Annotated in this window: 12 protein-coding genes; all 12 read left to right on the top strand. The window is 34.4% G+C overall.

All coding sequences use genetic code 11. The features are described from left to right. Positions 1–78 precede the first annotated feature (78 nt). The 12 genes from ACQKNR_RS16335 to ACQKNR_RS16280 all read left to right on the top strand — a co-directional run bounded on the left by ACQKNR_RS16335 (position 79) and on the right by ACQKNR_RS16280 (position 17,841). A complete protein-coding gene (locus tag ACQKNR_RS16335; protein ID WP_427318783.1) occupies positions 79–2,469 on the top strand; it encodes a penicillin acylase family protein in 2,391 nt (796 codons plus the stop codon). A gap of 295 nt (positions 2,470–2,764) precedes the next feature. Next, the gene (locus tag ACQKNR_RS16330; protein WP_427318782.1) at positions 2,765–3,838 is read left to right on the top strand and encodes a glycoside hydrolase family 113; all 1,074 of its coding nucleotides are present in this window, start codon (positions 2,765–2,767) and stop codon (positions 3,836–3,838) included. A 225-nt stretch (positions 3,839–4,063) separates the two neighbouring features. After that, entirely contained in the window at positions 4,064–4,255 is a 192-nt protein-coding gene (locus tag ACQKNR_RS16325; protein ID WP_193411888.1) for a DUF378 domain-containing protein, read from the top strand. A gap of 207 nt (positions 4,256–4,462) precedes the next feature. After that, positions 4,463–5,545, top strand: a complete 1,083-nt coding sequence (gene serC, locus ACQKNR_RS16320) for a 3-phosphoserine/phosphohydroxythreonine transaminase (RefSeq protein WP_427319057.1) — start codon at positions 4,463–4,465, stop codon at positions 5,543–5,545. A gap of 12 nt (positions 5,546–5,557) precedes the next feature. Further along, positions 5,558–6,730 (top strand): phosphoglycerate dehydrogenase, encoded by a 1,173-nt coding sequence (locus ACQKNR_RS16315; protein WP_427318781.1) that lies wholly within the window; start codon positions 5,558–5,560, stop codon positions 6,728–6,730. A gap of 13 nt (positions 6,731–6,743) precedes the next feature. Beyond that, positions 6,744–7,991, top strand: coding sequence for a DUF1015 domain-containing protein (locus tag ACQKNR_RS16310; RefSeq protein ID WP_427318780.1), 1,248 nt, complete (start codon positions 6,744–6,746; stop codon positions 7,989–7,991). An 85-nt stretch (positions 7,992–8,076) separates the two neighbouring features. Beyond that, positions 8,077–8,454, top strand: a complete 378-nt coding sequence (locus tag ACQKNR_RS16305; RefSeq protein ID WP_427318779.1) for a MaoC family dehydratase — start codon at positions 8,077–8,079, stop codon at positions 8,452–8,454. Positions 8,455–9,247: 793 nt separating this feature from the next. Beyond that, a complete protein-coding gene (locus tag ACQKNR_RS16300; protein WP_427318778.1) occupies positions 9,248–10,477 on the top strand; it encodes a helix-turn-helix domain-containing protein in 1,230 nt (409 codons plus the stop codon). 1,776 nt (positions 10,478–12,253) lie between these two features. Then, a complete protein-coding gene (locus ACQKNR_RS16295; RefSeq protein ID WP_427319055.1) occupies positions 12,254–13,573 on the top strand; it encodes an HBL/NHE enterotoxin family protein in 1,320 nt (439 codons plus the stop codon). Positions 13,574–13,643: 70 nt separating this feature from the next. Next, complete coding sequence (locus ACQKNR_RS16290) at positions 13,644–14,873, top strand: HBL/NHE enterotoxin family protein (protein ID WP_427318777.1); 1,230 nt, start codon at positions 13,644–13,646, stop codon at positions 14,871–14,873. Positions 14,874–14,903: 30 nt separating this feature from the next. Then, positions 14,904–16,028, top strand: coding sequence for a hemolytic enterotoxin HBL binding subunit HblB (gene hblB, locus ACQKNR_RS16285; protein ID WP_427318776.1), 1,125 nt, complete (start codon positions 14,904–14,906; stop codon positions 16,026–16,028). Between the two features lie 412 nt (positions 16,029–16,440). Continuing rightward, positions 16,441–17,841 carry an HBL/NHE enterotoxin family protein gene (locus ACQKNR_RS16280; RefSeq protein ID WP_427318775.1) on the top strand — a complete coding sequence of 467 codons (1,401 nt, stop codon included), beginning with the start codon at positions 16,441–16,443 and terminating at the stop codon, positions 17,839–17,841. Positions 17,842–17,881 lie beyond the last annotated feature (40 nt).

The raw sequence follows: 17,881 nt of genomic DNA, 5'->3' as shown, positions 1-17,881 counted from the left end.
TGGGAAAGTAAGGATTTTTTCTTTTCTAAAAGGTTCTTTTACGATAGAAGCGAATAGTTTGAGAAAGGAGGGGGTTATATGGAAGTCGTCATAAAGAAAAAACGAAGTAAGGGAAAGAGAATTTTTATTTGGTCTAGTAGTATTGTACTATTGTTGGTTCTTTGCACTGCAATTTTTTTGAACGTATATACGCTGAGATCTATGCCAAAGATAGATGGAACGATAAAGCTAGAGGATTTACAACATGCTGTTACAGTGAAACGGGATAGTAAAGGGGTACCGCATATTAAAGCGGAAAATGCACATGATTTATATTTTTCGCAAGGGTATGTACAAGCGCAAGATCGTTTGTTTCAAATGGATTTAAGTAGAAGGCAGGCTTCTGGAATGTTAAGTGAAGTTGTTGGGGAAGTAGCTGTTGATAGAGATAAGTTGTTTCGAACACTCGGTTTACGGCGAGCAGCGGAAGCGTCTGTTAGTCAATACGATGGGGAAGCGAAATATGCTTTACAGTCGTTTGCTGATGGGGTGAACGCTTTTATACGTGAGGCGAAAGAGGAAAGAAAATTACCAGTTGAATTTACGCTATTAGGTTATGAACCTGCTAAGTGGTCAATTGTGGATTCTTTAACAATTGGAAAGTATATGGCCTTTGATTTAGGAGGGCATTGGCACGGACAAGCGTTTCGATATTGGGCGCTGAAAAATCTTCCGGAAGAGCAAGCAAATGAGCTATTTCCTACATATCCGAAAGATGCACCTAGATTGCTAGCTGAATTGAAAAATACAAATGTGAATGTAGCGCAAAGTTTTTCAAAAACGGTAATTCCGCCGGAGTTTAATGGGAGTAATAACTGGGTTGTGAGTGGTGAGAAGAGCGCTTCCGGTAAGCCTATTTTAGCGGATGATCCGCATCTTTCTCTCGCAACACCGTCCATTTGGTATCAAACAGAGTTAGAAATGAAAGATGTAAATGTGAGTGGAGTTATTTTCGCAGGTGTTCCTGGTGTTATGCTAGGGCATAATAAGGAAATTGCATGGGGCGTTACGAATACAGGACCAGATGTACAAGATTTATATATTGAAAAGCGAAATCCTAATAATGAAAATGAATTTTTGTATAACGATAAGTGGGAAAAGGCTACTGTTGTTGATGAATCTATTAAAGTGAAGGACGGAAAAACAATTCCTTATAACGTTACAATTACGAGGCATGGTCCAGTTATTTCGGAATTTGCGGATAAGGGTAAGGAGAAGACGAAAACAGTATTTGCTCTGAAATGGACTGCTTTAGAACCTTCAGCTGAATTAAAGGCAGTTTTAAATATGAATAAAGCAAAAAACTGGAATGAGTTTGAAGCTGCCCTTCAAGATTTTCACACACCGACGCAAAACTTTTTGTTTGCATCAAATGATGGCACAATTGCTTATAAAGCGAATGGAAATATACCGATACGTAAAAAAGGCGATGGTAGCTTGCCAGTTCCAGGATGGACAGATGAATATGAATGGGAAGGGTATATTCCATTTGATCAGCTACCAAAAGTAATAAATCCGACACAAGGGTTTATTTCAACTGCAAATAATAAAATTGTTAATGATGATTATCCGTATCATATTAGTAATACGTGGGCGCAGCCATATAGGCAAATGCGTATTCAAGAGTTTTTGCAAGAGAAGGAAAAGTATACGGTGAAAGATTTAGAAAATTTACAGATGGATCAAAAGAATTTATACGGGAAAGAGTTTACTCCTATATTTTTAAAGGAGTTAAATAAAACAGCTTTAACTGAAGTAGAGAAAGAAGGCGTCAAAGAATTAACAAAGTGGAATTTTTACGATAGTAAAGGTGAAGCGGCACCCTTAATTTTTCATTTGTTAATGAAGGAGGTTTCGAATACGTTATTTTCAAAAGAAATACCGAAAGATGTAATGGAGCTATTTGAAGGGAAGCAACAAGTTGTCGATGAATTGATCCGTAAGCAAATAAACGGTGAAAATAGTGCGTGGTTTACGAAGTACGGAGGCTTCACAGAAGTTGTGCATATATCGTACGCAAATGTAATGAAGAAATTAAAGAAGGAGTATGGATCCGATGTTGGAGAATGGAAGTGGGGCGATTACCATCAACTTGCTTTTACACATCCAATTTCGAAGTCATCTAGTATATTAGCATTACTTGCATTTAATCGTGAGAAACCAGTTCCAATTGGCGGAAGCCAAGTTACCGTTCAAGCAGCAAGTTATAACGATAACGGTATTGTATATCATGGGGCTTCTTGGCGATTCGTTATTGATACGAAAGATATGTCAAGCGGTTATCATATAGTGGGACCAGGGCAGTCGGGACATTTTAGAAGCGAGTGGTATCATGATCAAATAGATGATTGGGTAAATGGAACGTATCATACGACTACGCTGAATACAGCGGGAATAGAAGGGAAAGTATTAACGTTACAGCCACGATAATGTTAGAAGAGATTCTTACTATGTGTAAGGGTCTCTTTTTATGACGTAACAAAATTTGGTCCAATTAAGTTATCAGAAGGAATGCAATAATTTCAATCGTAAAAGGATAAAAAAAGGAGCGGAAATCCGTTCTTTTTTTATTTACCTTACTATTTTTAGGGGCTTAATATGAATAAGTAATGAATAAAGGATGAATAACACTTTTATTAATGAAAATCTTATTTATTTTTTCTAGAATATATGTGAAAAGTTGCATAAAATAATCAGGAAAGCCAAAAATTATAGGGGGAAAGTTGTGAAGAAAAATAAGAGTTTAATAAGTTTTTTAGGAGTGTTTATCATGTTGTTTTCTTTTTGTTTTCAAGGAAATGTACAGGCAGATGTTAATACTGTTCAATCTGGAAAAATAAAATCAGGAAACGTAACGGTATGGGAAGTTGGAAATGTAGCAAAAGTATTGGCTGATGTGGAGCGCTTAAATTTAAATACAGTAAATGTACCGATTCAAGTTGATGTTTCGAATGTGACTTCTACTAACATGGTGATTAATCAGGCGCAAAAGCAACAAGCTATTATTTTAATTCAAGAATTATTAAAGCGTAATATTCAAGTTATAGTGGAACCGTTCCCGTATATTCAGCAAGGGAATGTTGGGGAGACGGAATGGAATCCAAATAATATTAATGATTTCTTCTGGAATTGGAAGACGGTTGTTCTACAAGATATTTTTAATTCTATTACAAGTAAATATAATGTGTATGGACTAAAGATTGCTTCTAACTTCGTTAATATGGAATATGCCGAAGGATATTGGAGCGATACGATTGATTTTGTCCGTCAGCAGTATAAAGGAAATGTTTTGTATCAAATGAACTGGTGGTTAACGGCAAGTTGGGATCCCTCTTATGAAGCGAAATTTGTGGAAAAAATAAATCGTCCATATTTAAAAAAGGTGGACATTGTTAGTATCGATAGTTGGTTTGAAGTTTCCGGAAAAAGAAATCCATCGTACGGAGAAGTGAAGCAAAGTTTATTTGCGACGACAGTATATAATCGTGGGCAAAATGTTGTTCAGCAACTGGAACAATTACATAAAGCAACAGGAAAGCCAGTTTACTTTGGTGGATTTAACGTTCCAGCACGTGAACTTGGACTACAAAATCCGTGGAATCCAAATGTTTCAAATGTGTTTTCAAAAGATGTACAACTAAACGGATGGCGCGCTTACCGAGATGTATTAGAACCGAAACCGTATTTTAAAGGTTTTTCAATTTGGTTTATTGGCTCTAATGATAGTACGCATGCGTATCAAATACAGAGTAAAGAAGCAGAGGTAGTTATTAATGGGTGGTATAAAGTGAAACTTTAATCAGTGGGGGGTTGTTCATCCCCACTGATAACCAATCGGGCTTTTACGTGTAGCCCGACTCCCGTCTAACTTCTTTGTTTTACAACTGAATTTTTGAGGTGGGAGTCTTACTGCACGTTAATACGGGGCAAAAAAAAATTTATAAAATAGGTAAGTTTTGAAGTTTACTACATATATTTCTAGTGAAAGGCCTTTCACCATCTTATCACCTAGGGGGCAATCATAATGAAATTTTTGTCTTACCTTACAATAATTTTGGTGATTCTTGGCGGTTTGAATTGGTTATTTGTAGCGTTAGATTATAACGTAGTTGAGAAATGGTTTGGTTCTATGCCGGCGCTTGTGGACACCATCTATTGGCTCTTTGGTCTTTCTGCTATTTATCAAATTTTTGATCGGTTCTTTACGAACAAGTAGCTATTATTCTTTTATTATTAGAGTGTTAAGTACGATTATGTACTTAACACTCTTTTGTATGCTTATAAAAAATAGTTTGCATGTGCAAGCGATTCCATTGCGTCTTGCGCCGTAATAACAGAAAAGAAATTGACCGTGTATTGTATTGTGAGGTATAATTCAGAAAGTTTAAAAAATAAAATGAGAAATAGGGAGGTTACCTGGGTGATGGAGAGAGTGTACAATTTTTCAGCAGGACCATCAATACTCCCTTTGCCAGTGCTAGAGAAAGTGCAAAAGGAGCTTTTAAATTATAACGGGACAGGCATGTCTATTATGGAAATGAGTCATCGATCTTCTTATTTCCAAAGTATTATTGATGAAGCGAGCAGCTTACTTCGTGAATTAATGAACATTCCTGATGAGTATGATGTTTTATTTTTACAAGGCGGTGCTTCATTACAATTTTCTATGATACCGTTAAATTTAATGAATACGTACAAAAAAGCTGGGTACGTACTGACTGGCTCATGGTCTAAAAAGGCACGACAAGAGGCAGAAAAAGTAGGGGAAGTACAAGTGATTGCTTCTTCTGAGCAAGAGAAGTTTACTACGATTCCTAAACTGGATGGTTTACTAAATGATGAAAAACTAGATTATGTACATATTACAACGAATAATACGATTGAGGGGACAAAATATGTGGACATTCCACATTTAGAAAGAGTGCCGCTTGTTGCAGATATGTCCTCAAATATTTTATCAGAACAATATGATGTTACGAAGTTTGGTCTTATATATGCGGGGGCGCAAAAGAATTTAGGGCCAGCGGGCTTAACAATTGCTATTATAAAAAAAGATTTAATTGGCGGTGCAGATCGTCCTTGTCCTACAATGTTAAACTATGAAACTTACAGTAAAAATAATTCCTTATATAATACACCGCCATCCTTTAGTATTTATGTAACGAAACTTGTACTAGAGTGGTTGAAAGAACTAGGCGGAGTATCTGCGATTGAAGAACAAAATAGAATGAAATCGTCACTTCTTTATCATTTTTTAGATGAATCTAAATTGTTTACTTCACCAGTTGATCCTACGTATCGATCACTTATGAACATTCCGTTTACAACACCGTCAGAAGAACTTAACAATCAGTTTTTACAAAAAGCGAAGGAACGCGGTTTCGTTACGTTAAAAGGACATCGCTCAGTAGGTGGTATGCGTGCAAGTATCTACAATGCGATGCCAGTGGAAGGTGTACAACAATTAGTAGATTATATGAAGGAATTTGAGCTTGAAAATAGATAGGGAGATGGGGATATGTTTCGTGTTCAAACGTTAAATCAAATTGCGGAAAAAGGTTTGCAAGTCCTTGGCGGAGAGCGCTATGAAGTAGGGAATAGAATGGATCATCCAGATGGTATTTTACTTCGCAGTTATTCTTTACATCAAGAAGAGTTTTCAAAAGACTTAAAGGCGATTGCAAGAGCTGGTGCTGGTGTAAATAATATTCCTGTAGATCGATGTACAGAAAAGGGAATTGTAGTATTTAACACGCCAGGGGCAAATGCAAACGCAGTAAAGGAACTCATTATTGCCAGTCTTATTATGTCTTCACGTAACATTATTAATGGAGTAAGCTGGACGAAAAATTTAGAAGGCGAAGAAGTACCGCAGCTAGTTGAATCAGGAAAAAAACAATTTGTTGGATCAGAAATTGCGGGGAAACGTTTAGGGGTTATTGGCCTTGGCGCAATCGGTGCTTTAGTTGCAAATGATGCGTTAGCTTTAGGAATGGATGTTGTCGGATACGATCCTTATATTTCAGTTGAAACAGCTTGGCGTCTTTCTACACATGTGCAAAGAGCATTTAGTTTAGATGAAATTTTCGCAACGTGTGATTATATTACCCTTCATATTCCTCTTACGAATCAAACGAAGGGGATTATTGGTGAACACGCTATAGAGACGATGAAAAAAGGAATGCGTCTATTCAATTTCTCTAGAGGAGAACTTGTAGATGAAAAGGCTCTTCAAAAAGCGTTAGAAGAAGATATTATTACACATTACGTAACTGATTTCCCAAATGAAAATGTTATTAAAATGAAAAATGTAACAGCGACACCTCATCTTGGTGCATCTACGTCTGAATCGGAAGAAAATTGTGCGGTAATGGCAGCTCGTCAATTGCGGGAATATCTAGAGACAGGAAATATTCGTAATTCAGTAAACTATCCAAACGTAGAACTACCGTATATCGGAAAGAAACGAATTACAATTATGCATCAAAATGTGCCAAACATGGTAGGTCAAATTACAGGATGTTTAGCAGAACATCATATAAATATTGCCGATATGATTAATCGTAGTAAACATTCCTGGGCGTATACAATGATTGATATCGATAACGGGATTGATGATATAATTAAAGAGAATGTTGTGGAAAATATAAGAAAAATTTCAGGTGTTGTAGCCGTTCGAATGATTGTGTAAAGGAGAGAGGGAGTTGGCAAAAATCCGACCGTTTCGGGCCATTCGTCCAGTAGAAGAAAAAGCAGTGCAAGTTGCAGCTTTACCTTACGATGTATTAAATAGTGAAGAGGCAAGAGATGTTGTAAAAGGGAATCCATATTCTTTCTTACACGTTGATAAAGCAGAAATCGATTTAGACCCGGCACTTTCACCGTACGATGATCGCGTATATGAAAAAGCGGGTGAAAATTTAAAGCAATTTATACAAGAAGAAGTGTTCGTTCAAGATGAAGAGCCAGCGCTTTACATTTATGAACTGACGATGCAAGGAAGAACGCAGTCAGGCCTTGTCGTTTGTACATCGATTGACGAGTATGAAGATGATACAATTAAAAAACATGAAAGAACGCGTCATGAAAAAGAACTAGATCGCATTCGCCACGTAGATGTGTGTGACGCAAATACAGGTCCTATTTTTTTAACGTACCGTACAAAAGAAGAAGTGAAGCATTTCATTGCAAGCTGGAAAGAAGAACATGCGCCAATCTATAAATTTACAGCAGAAGATGGTGTGGAGCATGTTGCGTGGAAAGTTGCCGATGAAGAAGTAATTGCAACTTTAGTAAATGCGTTTGAAGACATTCCTAACTTGTACATTGCAGATGGCCATCACCGTTCAGCATCTGCAGCAAAAGTTGGACTTATGAGAAGAGAACAATATCCGAATTACACAGGAGAAGAGGAATTTAATTTCTTCCTATCTGTTTTATTCCCTCATGATGAATTATCAATTTGGGACTATAACCGAGTTGTGAAAGATTTAAATGGATTATCAGAGGAACAGTTTTTAAAGCAAATTGCACAGTATTTTTATGTGGAGGAAGCAAGGATTTCACCATATAAACCAAATGAGCCAAAATCATTTGGCATGTATGTAAACGAGAAGTGGTATAAGCTTAATGTGAAAGAGGAAACGTTTGATGCGAACGATCTCGTTAAAGGTTTAGATGTATCTATTTTACAAGATCATTTATTAAGCCAAGTACTTGAAATACATGATCCGCGCTCAGATTCACGCATCGATTTTGTCGGTGGAATCCGCGGGCTAGAAGAACTAGAACGTCTTGTGAATAGCGGTGAATATACAGCAGCGTTCGCATTATATCCGACATCAATGGAAGATTTATTAGCAATCGCAGACGCTGGGGAAGTAATGCCACCAAAATCAACGTGGTTTGAACCGAAACTGCGCAGCGGGTTGTTTGTTCATTCGTTAAAATAAATAGACTTCTTTAGTTTTGAAAAACCGAAATGATTTTTAGTTTCGGTTTTTCTTATTTAAAAAGTTTTTTTGAGGAGGGGTATCGATGAAATTGCAAGTAGGCGAAAAAATCACCTTTGAGCGAACTTTTACAAAAGAAGATGTTGTTTTATTTACGGAAGTATCTAAGGATGAGGGAATCCACCATGTTACACCAGATGAACAAGGACGATTTGTTGTACAAGGACTTTTAACATCAACACTGCCTACAAAAGTTGGTGGTGATTACAATGTGTTAGCTCGTAAGATGGATTTTGAATTTTTACGCCCCGTTTTTAGCGGTGATACGATTCGTTGTGACGTAACAATTGAACAATTTGAACCCGATGAAAAAAATCGTAAAAAGATTATTGCGACGTTTACATGTACGAACCAAGTTGAAAAAGAAGTATTAAAGGGAAGTTTTTCTGGGATTATTCTTTAATTATTAGGCAAAGGGATCAAATGAAAAAGATGTAATCATTCAATGGGGGAAACTTGGAAAGGGGTTTGCTTCATGTAATAATTAATTAAAAAGGCTTTTTCATATAGGGCCTTTTTAATTTGGGATATTTTCCTTTCTTAGGCTGATATGCATATGGCATTACCCCATCGCAATCCTCAAAAGTACCATAAAACCCCAATTAGAACTACTTGAAAGGTGAAAATGGACACTTTGAGATGACCCACATGTCCATCATGGTGAATGATAGAGAAAACAATTAACAGGACAATATAGATTACACGAAGTTAAAGGAGTAATAAAAAATCTATATATATGGAATTATATTTTTTACATAAATTTCAAAATTATGATTGTGAATCAAAAAACGACATCTCAGATTCCTTTGTAAGCATTTTAAACAGTTATATCAATGTCTTAGGTATCGATGGGAATTAAATCCCACACGAGTGATTCCAAGCTATTTAAACCTTGTCTTGTTTTTATTCATAATTTTAAGTCCATAATACTTAAGCTGATATAATACAATTTCATTTATAAGTAATCTATTTCTTTCACACTTTTCCTATCTACTCCGATATGTAGATGCTAATTATAAATAAATAATATATGATTTTCATAAAAAAGATATAGTAATATTTTGTTGTAAATTGTACTAATTTGATATTTTATGGTAATACTTTGTCGTGAATTATATCTAACGGAAAACAATTTATGAATCCATAAAGGAACTATGTTAAAATTTATCAATGAATTTACTTAAAAGGAGAATGTAATGAATAATTCCATCGATATACAACACCTGTGTGATCTCGCACATAAGGCATTTAATGCCCCTGTGCACATTTTATCTACAGACAAAAAAATTTTATATCATTCTACTTCGGATGATGTTTGTAGTCCTTTTTATTCTTCAAAAGAAGAACATCTTAGTGATATTTATCAAGAAAACGATCCCTATAACTTGCCACTTTTCAGATGTAACAGCTATCTTGAAAATTTCGTCCTAATTCATATAGAAAATCATGACTATATGAAAGGGACTATTATAATCGGTCCCACTATACATCCAAAAGGTTCAGATGATATGACCTTAAAACTTCAGAAAGAATTTAACTCTAATGATAAAATTCAAGAAAGACTAGCCTATTATCAGTGTTTATCTGAGATTAAAAAAACTGCTTTAATTGATATGGGAATTTTATTACATTACATGATTTTCAATGAAAAGTTAGATGTAGGCATTGTTTTAGAAAAAAATAAAGTACTAGAGGAAGTTCCTAATAAAATTGTGAAACCTGATTTATATATTTTAAAACGCCGACAAAATAAACCTAAAACTCACAACATGGCATTAGTACATGATTATTTTTCAGCAATCAAAGAAGGAAATAAAAAAAAGTTAATACAATATATGTATGCAGTGTCACAAGAAGATGTTGAACTTATGTTAATAGAGGATCCACTCAGGAACCAAAAAAACCTTGGAATTATTGCGATTACCTTAGCTACTCGATATGCGATAGAAGGAAACCTGCCACCAGATATTGCTTTTGCTCATAGTATTTTGTATATACAAACCTTGGAACAATTAGATAACGTAGAATCTGTAAAGCGATTGTCAGGAGACGCTTTACGTACCTTTGCAGATCGTGTGAAAGAATACAATGCACAAAAGTATTCATACGCGGTTACTACATGTATGAAACACATTAATAAAAATGTTTACGATGGAATATCTCTCAATGAACTTGCTAATCATTTGGATATTACCCCTACTTATTTATCTAAACTATTTAAAAAAGAAATGGGAATTCCTTTAAGTGAATATATTCAAAGGGAACGAGTGGAAGAAGCAAAAAAATTATTAACACTAACTACTTATTCGTTATCGGATATTTGTGCTTGGCTCAACTTTAATGACCAAAGTTATTTTACAAGGGTTTTCAAAAAAATTACTAACATGACCCCTAGACAGTACCGTGAAAAATATACCGTAATATAGGCTTGTTATCTGGTTCCGATGTAAAAACTTAAACATAGGTGTAAGTAGTCTCTAAAACTTGGACATACTGAACTTATTACTCTAGAAAGAGTATGTGATTTGTCTGGAAAATGAACCTGTATTCAAATAGACGAATTATCAACCTGATATTATTTTGTTAACGGAACAGCTTCAATTTTCGTGAGTTGGTAAAAAATAATGGGGAAATGAGGCGTATATATTTTTTACATAACGATTACGCGCTGGATTCATCGGTATGGTTCTGAATTGGAGAAATGAGGTCTGACGTCAGCTCAAACAAATACCTCTTGAAGAGTCCATGAAACATATATCCAAGCAAGAGCACAATGGAAACGATTATCCCGCTATTTGCGGGCAGTAAGACTCCCACCTCAAAATTCGGCGGATGCGAGGAAGTTAGGTGGGAGATAACTGCCCGTAAACGCCCGATTGGTGTGGGCTAATAATCAGTGGGGGATGAACAAAACCCCCACTGATTAAAGTTTCACTTTATACCATGTTGTTAATTTGAAAGAATACACTAGGCATTATTTTTCTAAGGAAAACCAAAAAAGAAGGCTGCAAAGTTTTTTTTAAGAAAGCTTTGCGGCCTTTTTATATTTTAAAACCTATTGTTATAACGATCGATAAGTAAATAGTTTATTATCTTTATGTTTAAGTATTGAAGTGGCTGGAATGAATTGTATGTCAAAGTTTTTTTATGACTATATAAAGATATTTTTGAAGAATATGGTGAATTCAAGTGAATGATAAATTATGTATTTATTGAGGTAATATTGGCGATTATTCCATAAAATTTAACAATATAACATATATCACTTGATATATCTATATTTTATGCAATTATACATAACTAAATAAAGGTAAAAAAGTATAAAAAAACCTATTAAATTATTCTATAAGTATTTTTTCTAAAATAAAACTGCTCGATTAAACTAAAATAGTTATTTTTAAACCATATACACATTAATTTGTAATCATTACAATTACAGAAGTGAAATCTAAAGTTAATTATATTGGTATAATATTTTTAACCCATATTATTACTCAACAGTTAAATTATCGAGTACAATCGACAAAATTTTGCTATTTACGCATCGAAAATTTAATGTTTTAATGAACAACATAACTGGTATGACCAGACAGAAAGGAGAAGATTACGCTAATAGGAGTAAAGTGAAGTTGCAAGTAACAGTATGTCGAGTAGAGTTTTCTTAATAATCAGTTAATTTTTGAGAGGTCTATAATCTCAAAAGGATCAAGTTTGTAATAAAAGTGTTCAAAGTTTCTGCATAACAAAAGTGAATGTATTCCGCAATAAAAGTATAAGCAATGTACAGTATAATTTCATCTTTTGTAGTCTTGTAAGGCTCTTGCTGACAAAACTAAGAGACATATTATGAAATTGATATTAAAAAAGGTCACGACAGGATTAACTGTAGAAGCAATGGTTTATCTATCTTCGCGGCTCTGTAAGTTAAACAGCAACTCTAGAGAAAAATTAATATTTTACTATTCATTGGGCAGCTCATTCAAATATAGCTGATGAATTTTTATCGTTTACTTATGAAAAATAGGGTATCTAAATGAGATGAAAGTAAAATCCTTACATCCTATTAGAAGTAAATAATAACGATAACACCCTATCTGAAAGACTTCTCCTTCCTCATGCGTGTACAAGGAGAGAGCCTAGCGCTAGGTCGTACAAGTTATATGAATCAAGTTATAAAAAACAGTGGTAAAGGAGTGTACGGAATGAAAAATAAAATAATTAAAGGATTTTTAATAACATCCATTGTAACTGGAGTAGCTATTCCTATCAATACTCTCGCAACACCAATCGTTCAGGCAGATACTCAACAGGAAAGCATGGATATTTCCTCATCATTACGAAAATTAGGTGCGCAATCTAGATTAATCCAAACGTATATTGATCAATCTTTAATGAGTCCTAATGTACAGCTAGAGGAAGTCCCGGCTTTACATACAAATCAATCCCTAATCAAGCAAGATATGAAAGAATGGTCATCGGAACTCTATCCACAGTTAATTCTATTAAATTCAAAAAGTAAAGGATTTGTAACGAAATTTAATAGCTATTATCCAACATTAAAAGCGTTTGTGGACACGAAAGAAGATAAAGAAGGATTTTTAGATAGACTTGAAGTTCTTCAAGACATGGCTACGACGAACCAAGAAAACGTACAACGTCAAATTAATGAATTAACAGATCTTAAATCACAGCTTGATAATAAACTTAAAAATCTCGATACTGATGTGACAAAAGCGCAGGTTGCCCTAAGTTCAGATGGAACAGGGAAAATCGACCAGCTAAAAAATGAATTACTAAATACCCAAAAATCGATTCAAAATGATTTACAACAAATAGCATTATTACCAGGAGCTTTAAATGAACAAGGGTTTGTTATATTCAAAGAGGTTTACAATCTTTCAAAAGATATTATTGAACCGGCTGCTCAAACAGCAGTGGCAGCGTATAACAAAGGAAAAGAAATTAACAACTCTATTTTAGAAGCAGAGAAAAAAGCAGAGAAAGAAGCGACAGAAAAAGGTAAATCTGCTCTAGAGATTGAATCAGCTAAAAAAGCAGCTCGTGAAGAAATTGAGAAAAGCAAACAAGCTGAAATAGCTGCAGCTGCAGTTACAAAAACGAAAGAGTATGACCTGACGAAAGTTATTGATCCTGAAAAAATTAAAAAAACATACAGTGCCTTCGCTGAGGTAAATAAACTAACAGCAGAGCAACGAGCACATTTAGCTGATTTAGAGGCACAAAATCAAAAATTTTATGATTTAACAAAGAGTCTAAAAGTAGCAGATTTGCAAAAATCTATGCTTCTTATTATGCAAAATGATTTACATACATTTGCAAATCAAGTGGATGTAGAACTTGAGCTACTAAAACGCTATAAAGAAGATTTGAATCTAATCAAAAATAATATTACAAAATTATCTACTAATGTTGATACAACTGACCAGCAGTCTCAAAAAGATACATTAAGACAATTAAAAAATATAACAAGTTACCTTGAAGAACAAGTTTATAAGTTTTAATATTATGAATTAAATAAAAATAATACAAGGATTATAAGAACCTATCAAAAAAATGAAAAGGAGAATAGTTATGAAAAAACTTCCATTTAAAGTGTTAGCTGTAGCCACTCTAGCGACATTTATAACTGCTACTAACGGTAACACTATTCATGTACTTGCACAGGAACAAACCGCTCAAGAACAAAAAGTAGGGAATTATGCATTAGGGCCTGAAGGACTGAAGGCAGCATTGGCTCAAACAGGGTCTCATATTCTTGTAATGGATTTGTACGCAAAAACAATGATTAAACAACCGAATGTAAATTTATCCAATATTGATTTAGGTCCAGAAGGGACTGAATTAATTAAAAGTATTCACCTTAATCAGGAACTGGCGCGAATCAATGCGAATTATTGGTTAGATACAGCGAAGCCGAAGATTCAAAAAACAGCACGTAATATTGTAAATTACGATGAACAATTTAAAAATTATTACGATGTATTGGAAGCTGCTGTACAAAAGAAAGATAAAACAGAGTTAAAAGAGGGCATAGGTGATTTAATCACTACAATTAATACAAATTCAAAAGAAGTTACAGAAGTAATTAAGATGTTACAAGACTTCAAAGCAAAACTGTATGACAATTCTACAGGGTTTAAAAATAATGTTGGTGGGCCAGATGGACAAGGTGGATTAACGGCACTATTAGCCGGAAATAATGCCCTAATTCCACAACTTCAAGCTGAAATTGAGAAGCTACGTTCTACTCAGACAGAGCATTTTAACAATGTATTAGCATGGTCAATTGGTGGTGGATTGGGAGCATTCATTTTAGTTGCTGCAGCCATTGCAGGAGGAGTAATAATTGTTGTGACTGGCGGTACAGCAACACCAGCTGTTGTTGGTGGCCTTGCAGCTCTCGGTGCAGCTGGTATCGGTTTAGGAACAGCAGCTGGTGTCACGGCGTCTAAGCATATGGACTCCTATAACGAAATTTCTAAAAAAATTGGTGAACTAGGTATGAAAGCCGATACTGCTAGCCAAGCAGTTATTTCGCTTACTAACGCGAAAGCAACTTTGACAGATCTGTATCAAACAGTGGATCAAGCGATACTGTCTCTAACAAATATTCAACAACAATGGAATAAAATGGGGGCTAATTATACAGATTTACATGATAATATCGACTCTATGCAAGAACATAAATTCTCTTTAATACTTGATGATTTAAAAGCTGCTAAACAAAGTTGGAGTGATATTCATAAAGATGCAGAATTCATTTCGAAAGACATCGCTTTTACACAAGAAACAAAGAACTAAAAATCAAAACCTTTATAGGAGGAATATGAAATGATGAAAAAAATCCCTTACAAACTACTTGCTGCATCGGCGTTTTTAACTTTAACAACAACTTCTGTAGTCTCACCAGTACCGACTTTTGCAAGTGAAATTCAACAAACTAACACTGAAGATTCTCTTTCAGCAAATGACGTGAAGATGAAAGAAACCTTGCAAAAGGCTGGATTATTCGCAAAATCTATGAATGCCTACTCTTATATGTTAATTAAAAATCCAGATGTGAATTTTGAAGGAATTACTATTAATGGATATGTAGATTTACCTGGTAGAATTGTACAAGATCAAAAGAATGCAAGAGCACATGCTGTTACTTGGGATACGAAAGTAAAAAAACAGCTTTTAGATACATTGACGGGTATTGTTGAATATGATACAACATTTGACAATTATTATGAAACAATGGTAGATGCGATTAATACAGGGGATGGAGAAACTTTAAAAGAGGGGATTACAGATTTACGAGGTGAAATTCAACAAAATCAAAAGGTTGCACAACAATTAATAGAAGAATTAACTAAATTAAGAGACTCTATTGGACAAGATGTTAGAGCATTTGGAAGCAATAAAGATCTCTTGCAGTCGATTTTAAAAAACCAAGGTGCAGATGTTGAGGCTGATCAAAAGCGTCTAGAAGAAGTGTTAGGATCAGTAAACTATTATAAACAATTAGAATCTGATGGGTTTAATGTAATGAAGGGTGCCATTTTGGGTCTACCGATAATTGGCGGTATCATAGTGGGCGTAGCAAGAGATAATTTAGGTAAGTTAGAGCCTTTATTAGCAGAATTACGTCAGACCGTGGATTATAAAGTAACATTAAATCGTGTAGTTGGAGTTGCTTACAGTAATATTAATGAAATGCATAAGGCGCTTGATGATGCTATTAACGCTCTTACTTATATGTCCACGCAGTGGCATGACTTAGATTCTCAATATTCGGGCGTTCTGGGGCATATTGAGAATGCAGCTCAAAAAGCTGATCAAAATAAATTTAAATTCTTAAAACCTAATTTGAATGCAGCGAAAGACAGTTGGAAAACATTACAAACAGATGCTGTTACATTAAAAGAAGGGATAAAGGAATTAAAAGTGGAAACTGTTACTCCACAAAAATAGGGAAATATTAATTCTGTTGCAAAGTGACCCAAAACATAGAGAGTCTATGATTACACTGTTAGACAGTAAAGCGATAATTAATAAATCCTTATATACCAGAAGGCGGAGTCTCATTAAAGACTTCGCCTTTCACTTATATATAAGTTTTATCCAAATAAAAATATAACCGTGTAGTTTACTTGTTTTTTTAAACTTTGCAACAAAAACGATTACTTGGTGACAGATTATAAAGATTTGCTTAATAATATCGAATCTATGTAACAACATAGATTCCCTTTAATATTTGATGATTTAAAGGTTTCTAAAAAAAGCTAGTATGATACTCATAAAAAATGTAGAACTCATTTTGAAAGACATCGCTTTTAAAGAAGAATAGAATTTGAAATCAAACCCTATATAGGAGGAATATGAAATGATGAAAAAAATTCCTTGCAAAATACTCGCTGTATCAACGTTTTTAACTATGACAACTACTTATGCAGTCACACCAGTAGCAGCTTTTGCAAATGAAATTGAACAAACGAACAATGGAGATATGTCTCTTTCAGCAAATGAAGAACAGATGAAAAAAACTGTACAAGATGCTGGGTTATTTGCAAAATCTATGAATGAATATTCTTATTTGCTAATCAATAATCCGGATGTGAGTTTTGAAGGAATTACGATTAATGGGTATGCAGATTTACCTAGTAAAATTGTACAAGATCAAAAGAATGCAAGAGCACATGCTGTTACATGGAATACGAAAGTAAAAAAACAGCTTTTAGATACATTGACAGGCATTATTGAATACGATACAAAGTTTGAAAATTATTATGAAACATTAGTAGAGGCGATCAATAATGGGGATGGGGATACTTTAAAAAAAGGGATTACAGATTTACGGGGGGGAATTCAACAAAATCAAAAGTCTGCAAAAGCATTAATAGAAGAATTAACTAAATTTAAAAACGCTATTGGAGAAGATGTTAGAGTATTTGGAAGCCATAAAGAGACCTTGCAATCGATTTTAAAAAACCAAGGAGCTGATGTGGAGACTGATCAAAAGCGTTTAGATGAAATTTTAGGACAAGTAAACTATTATAAAAAATTAGAATCTGATGGATTAACAATGGTGAAAATCCCTTTTATTCCCACGTTGATTTCTGGCGGTATAATGATAGGTACAGCAAGAGATAATTTAGGTCGATTAGAGCCTACATTATCAGAATTACGTAAGACTGTAGATTATAAAATAACATTAAATCGTGTAGTTGGAGTTGCGTTTCATAATATTAGTGATATGCATAGTACGATTGATAATGCTATTACTGCTCTTACTTATATGTCCACGCAATGGGATGATTTAGACTCTAAATATTCGGGCGTACTAGGACATATTGATAAAGCTGATCAAAAAGCTGATCAAAATAGATATAAATTCTTAACCCCTAACTTGAATGCAGCGAAAGACAGTTGGAAAACATTAAGAACAGATGTTGTCACATTACAAGAGGGGATGAAAATTGCAGAGGAAAAAGAACAGGCTCTTATGAATCAGCTTCGTCCATCAAACGTTTTCTACTTTTATAAAAATATTCATAACGCATACACATTTGAGATAAAGACTGGAACAAATGCACCAAATGCGTCTTATAAAGTTATGAATTTAACTAAAAACACTGTTCATAATATGTGGAGTGGAGGACCAAATACAAACATGTGGGCTGACTGGCTTTCATTCAATCCAAAAGATGAATTTGCGGTGGTAGCAGTAGTGGATGGGAAAGAATATGTTGTGTATAAAGACAAAGTAGAAAATATAATGAACTGAACCGGAAAAATAACGCAGTAATTGGAGATGGTACACTAAA

Origin of the sequence: Bacillus sp. NPDC094077, assembly GCF_050279465.1 — a bacterium.
In the GTDB taxonomy this organism is placed as follows: domain Bacteria; phylum Bacillota; class Bacilli; order Bacillales; family Bacillaceae_G; genus Bacillus_A.
This window is presented reverse-complemented; position numbering and strand designations above follow the sequence as displayed.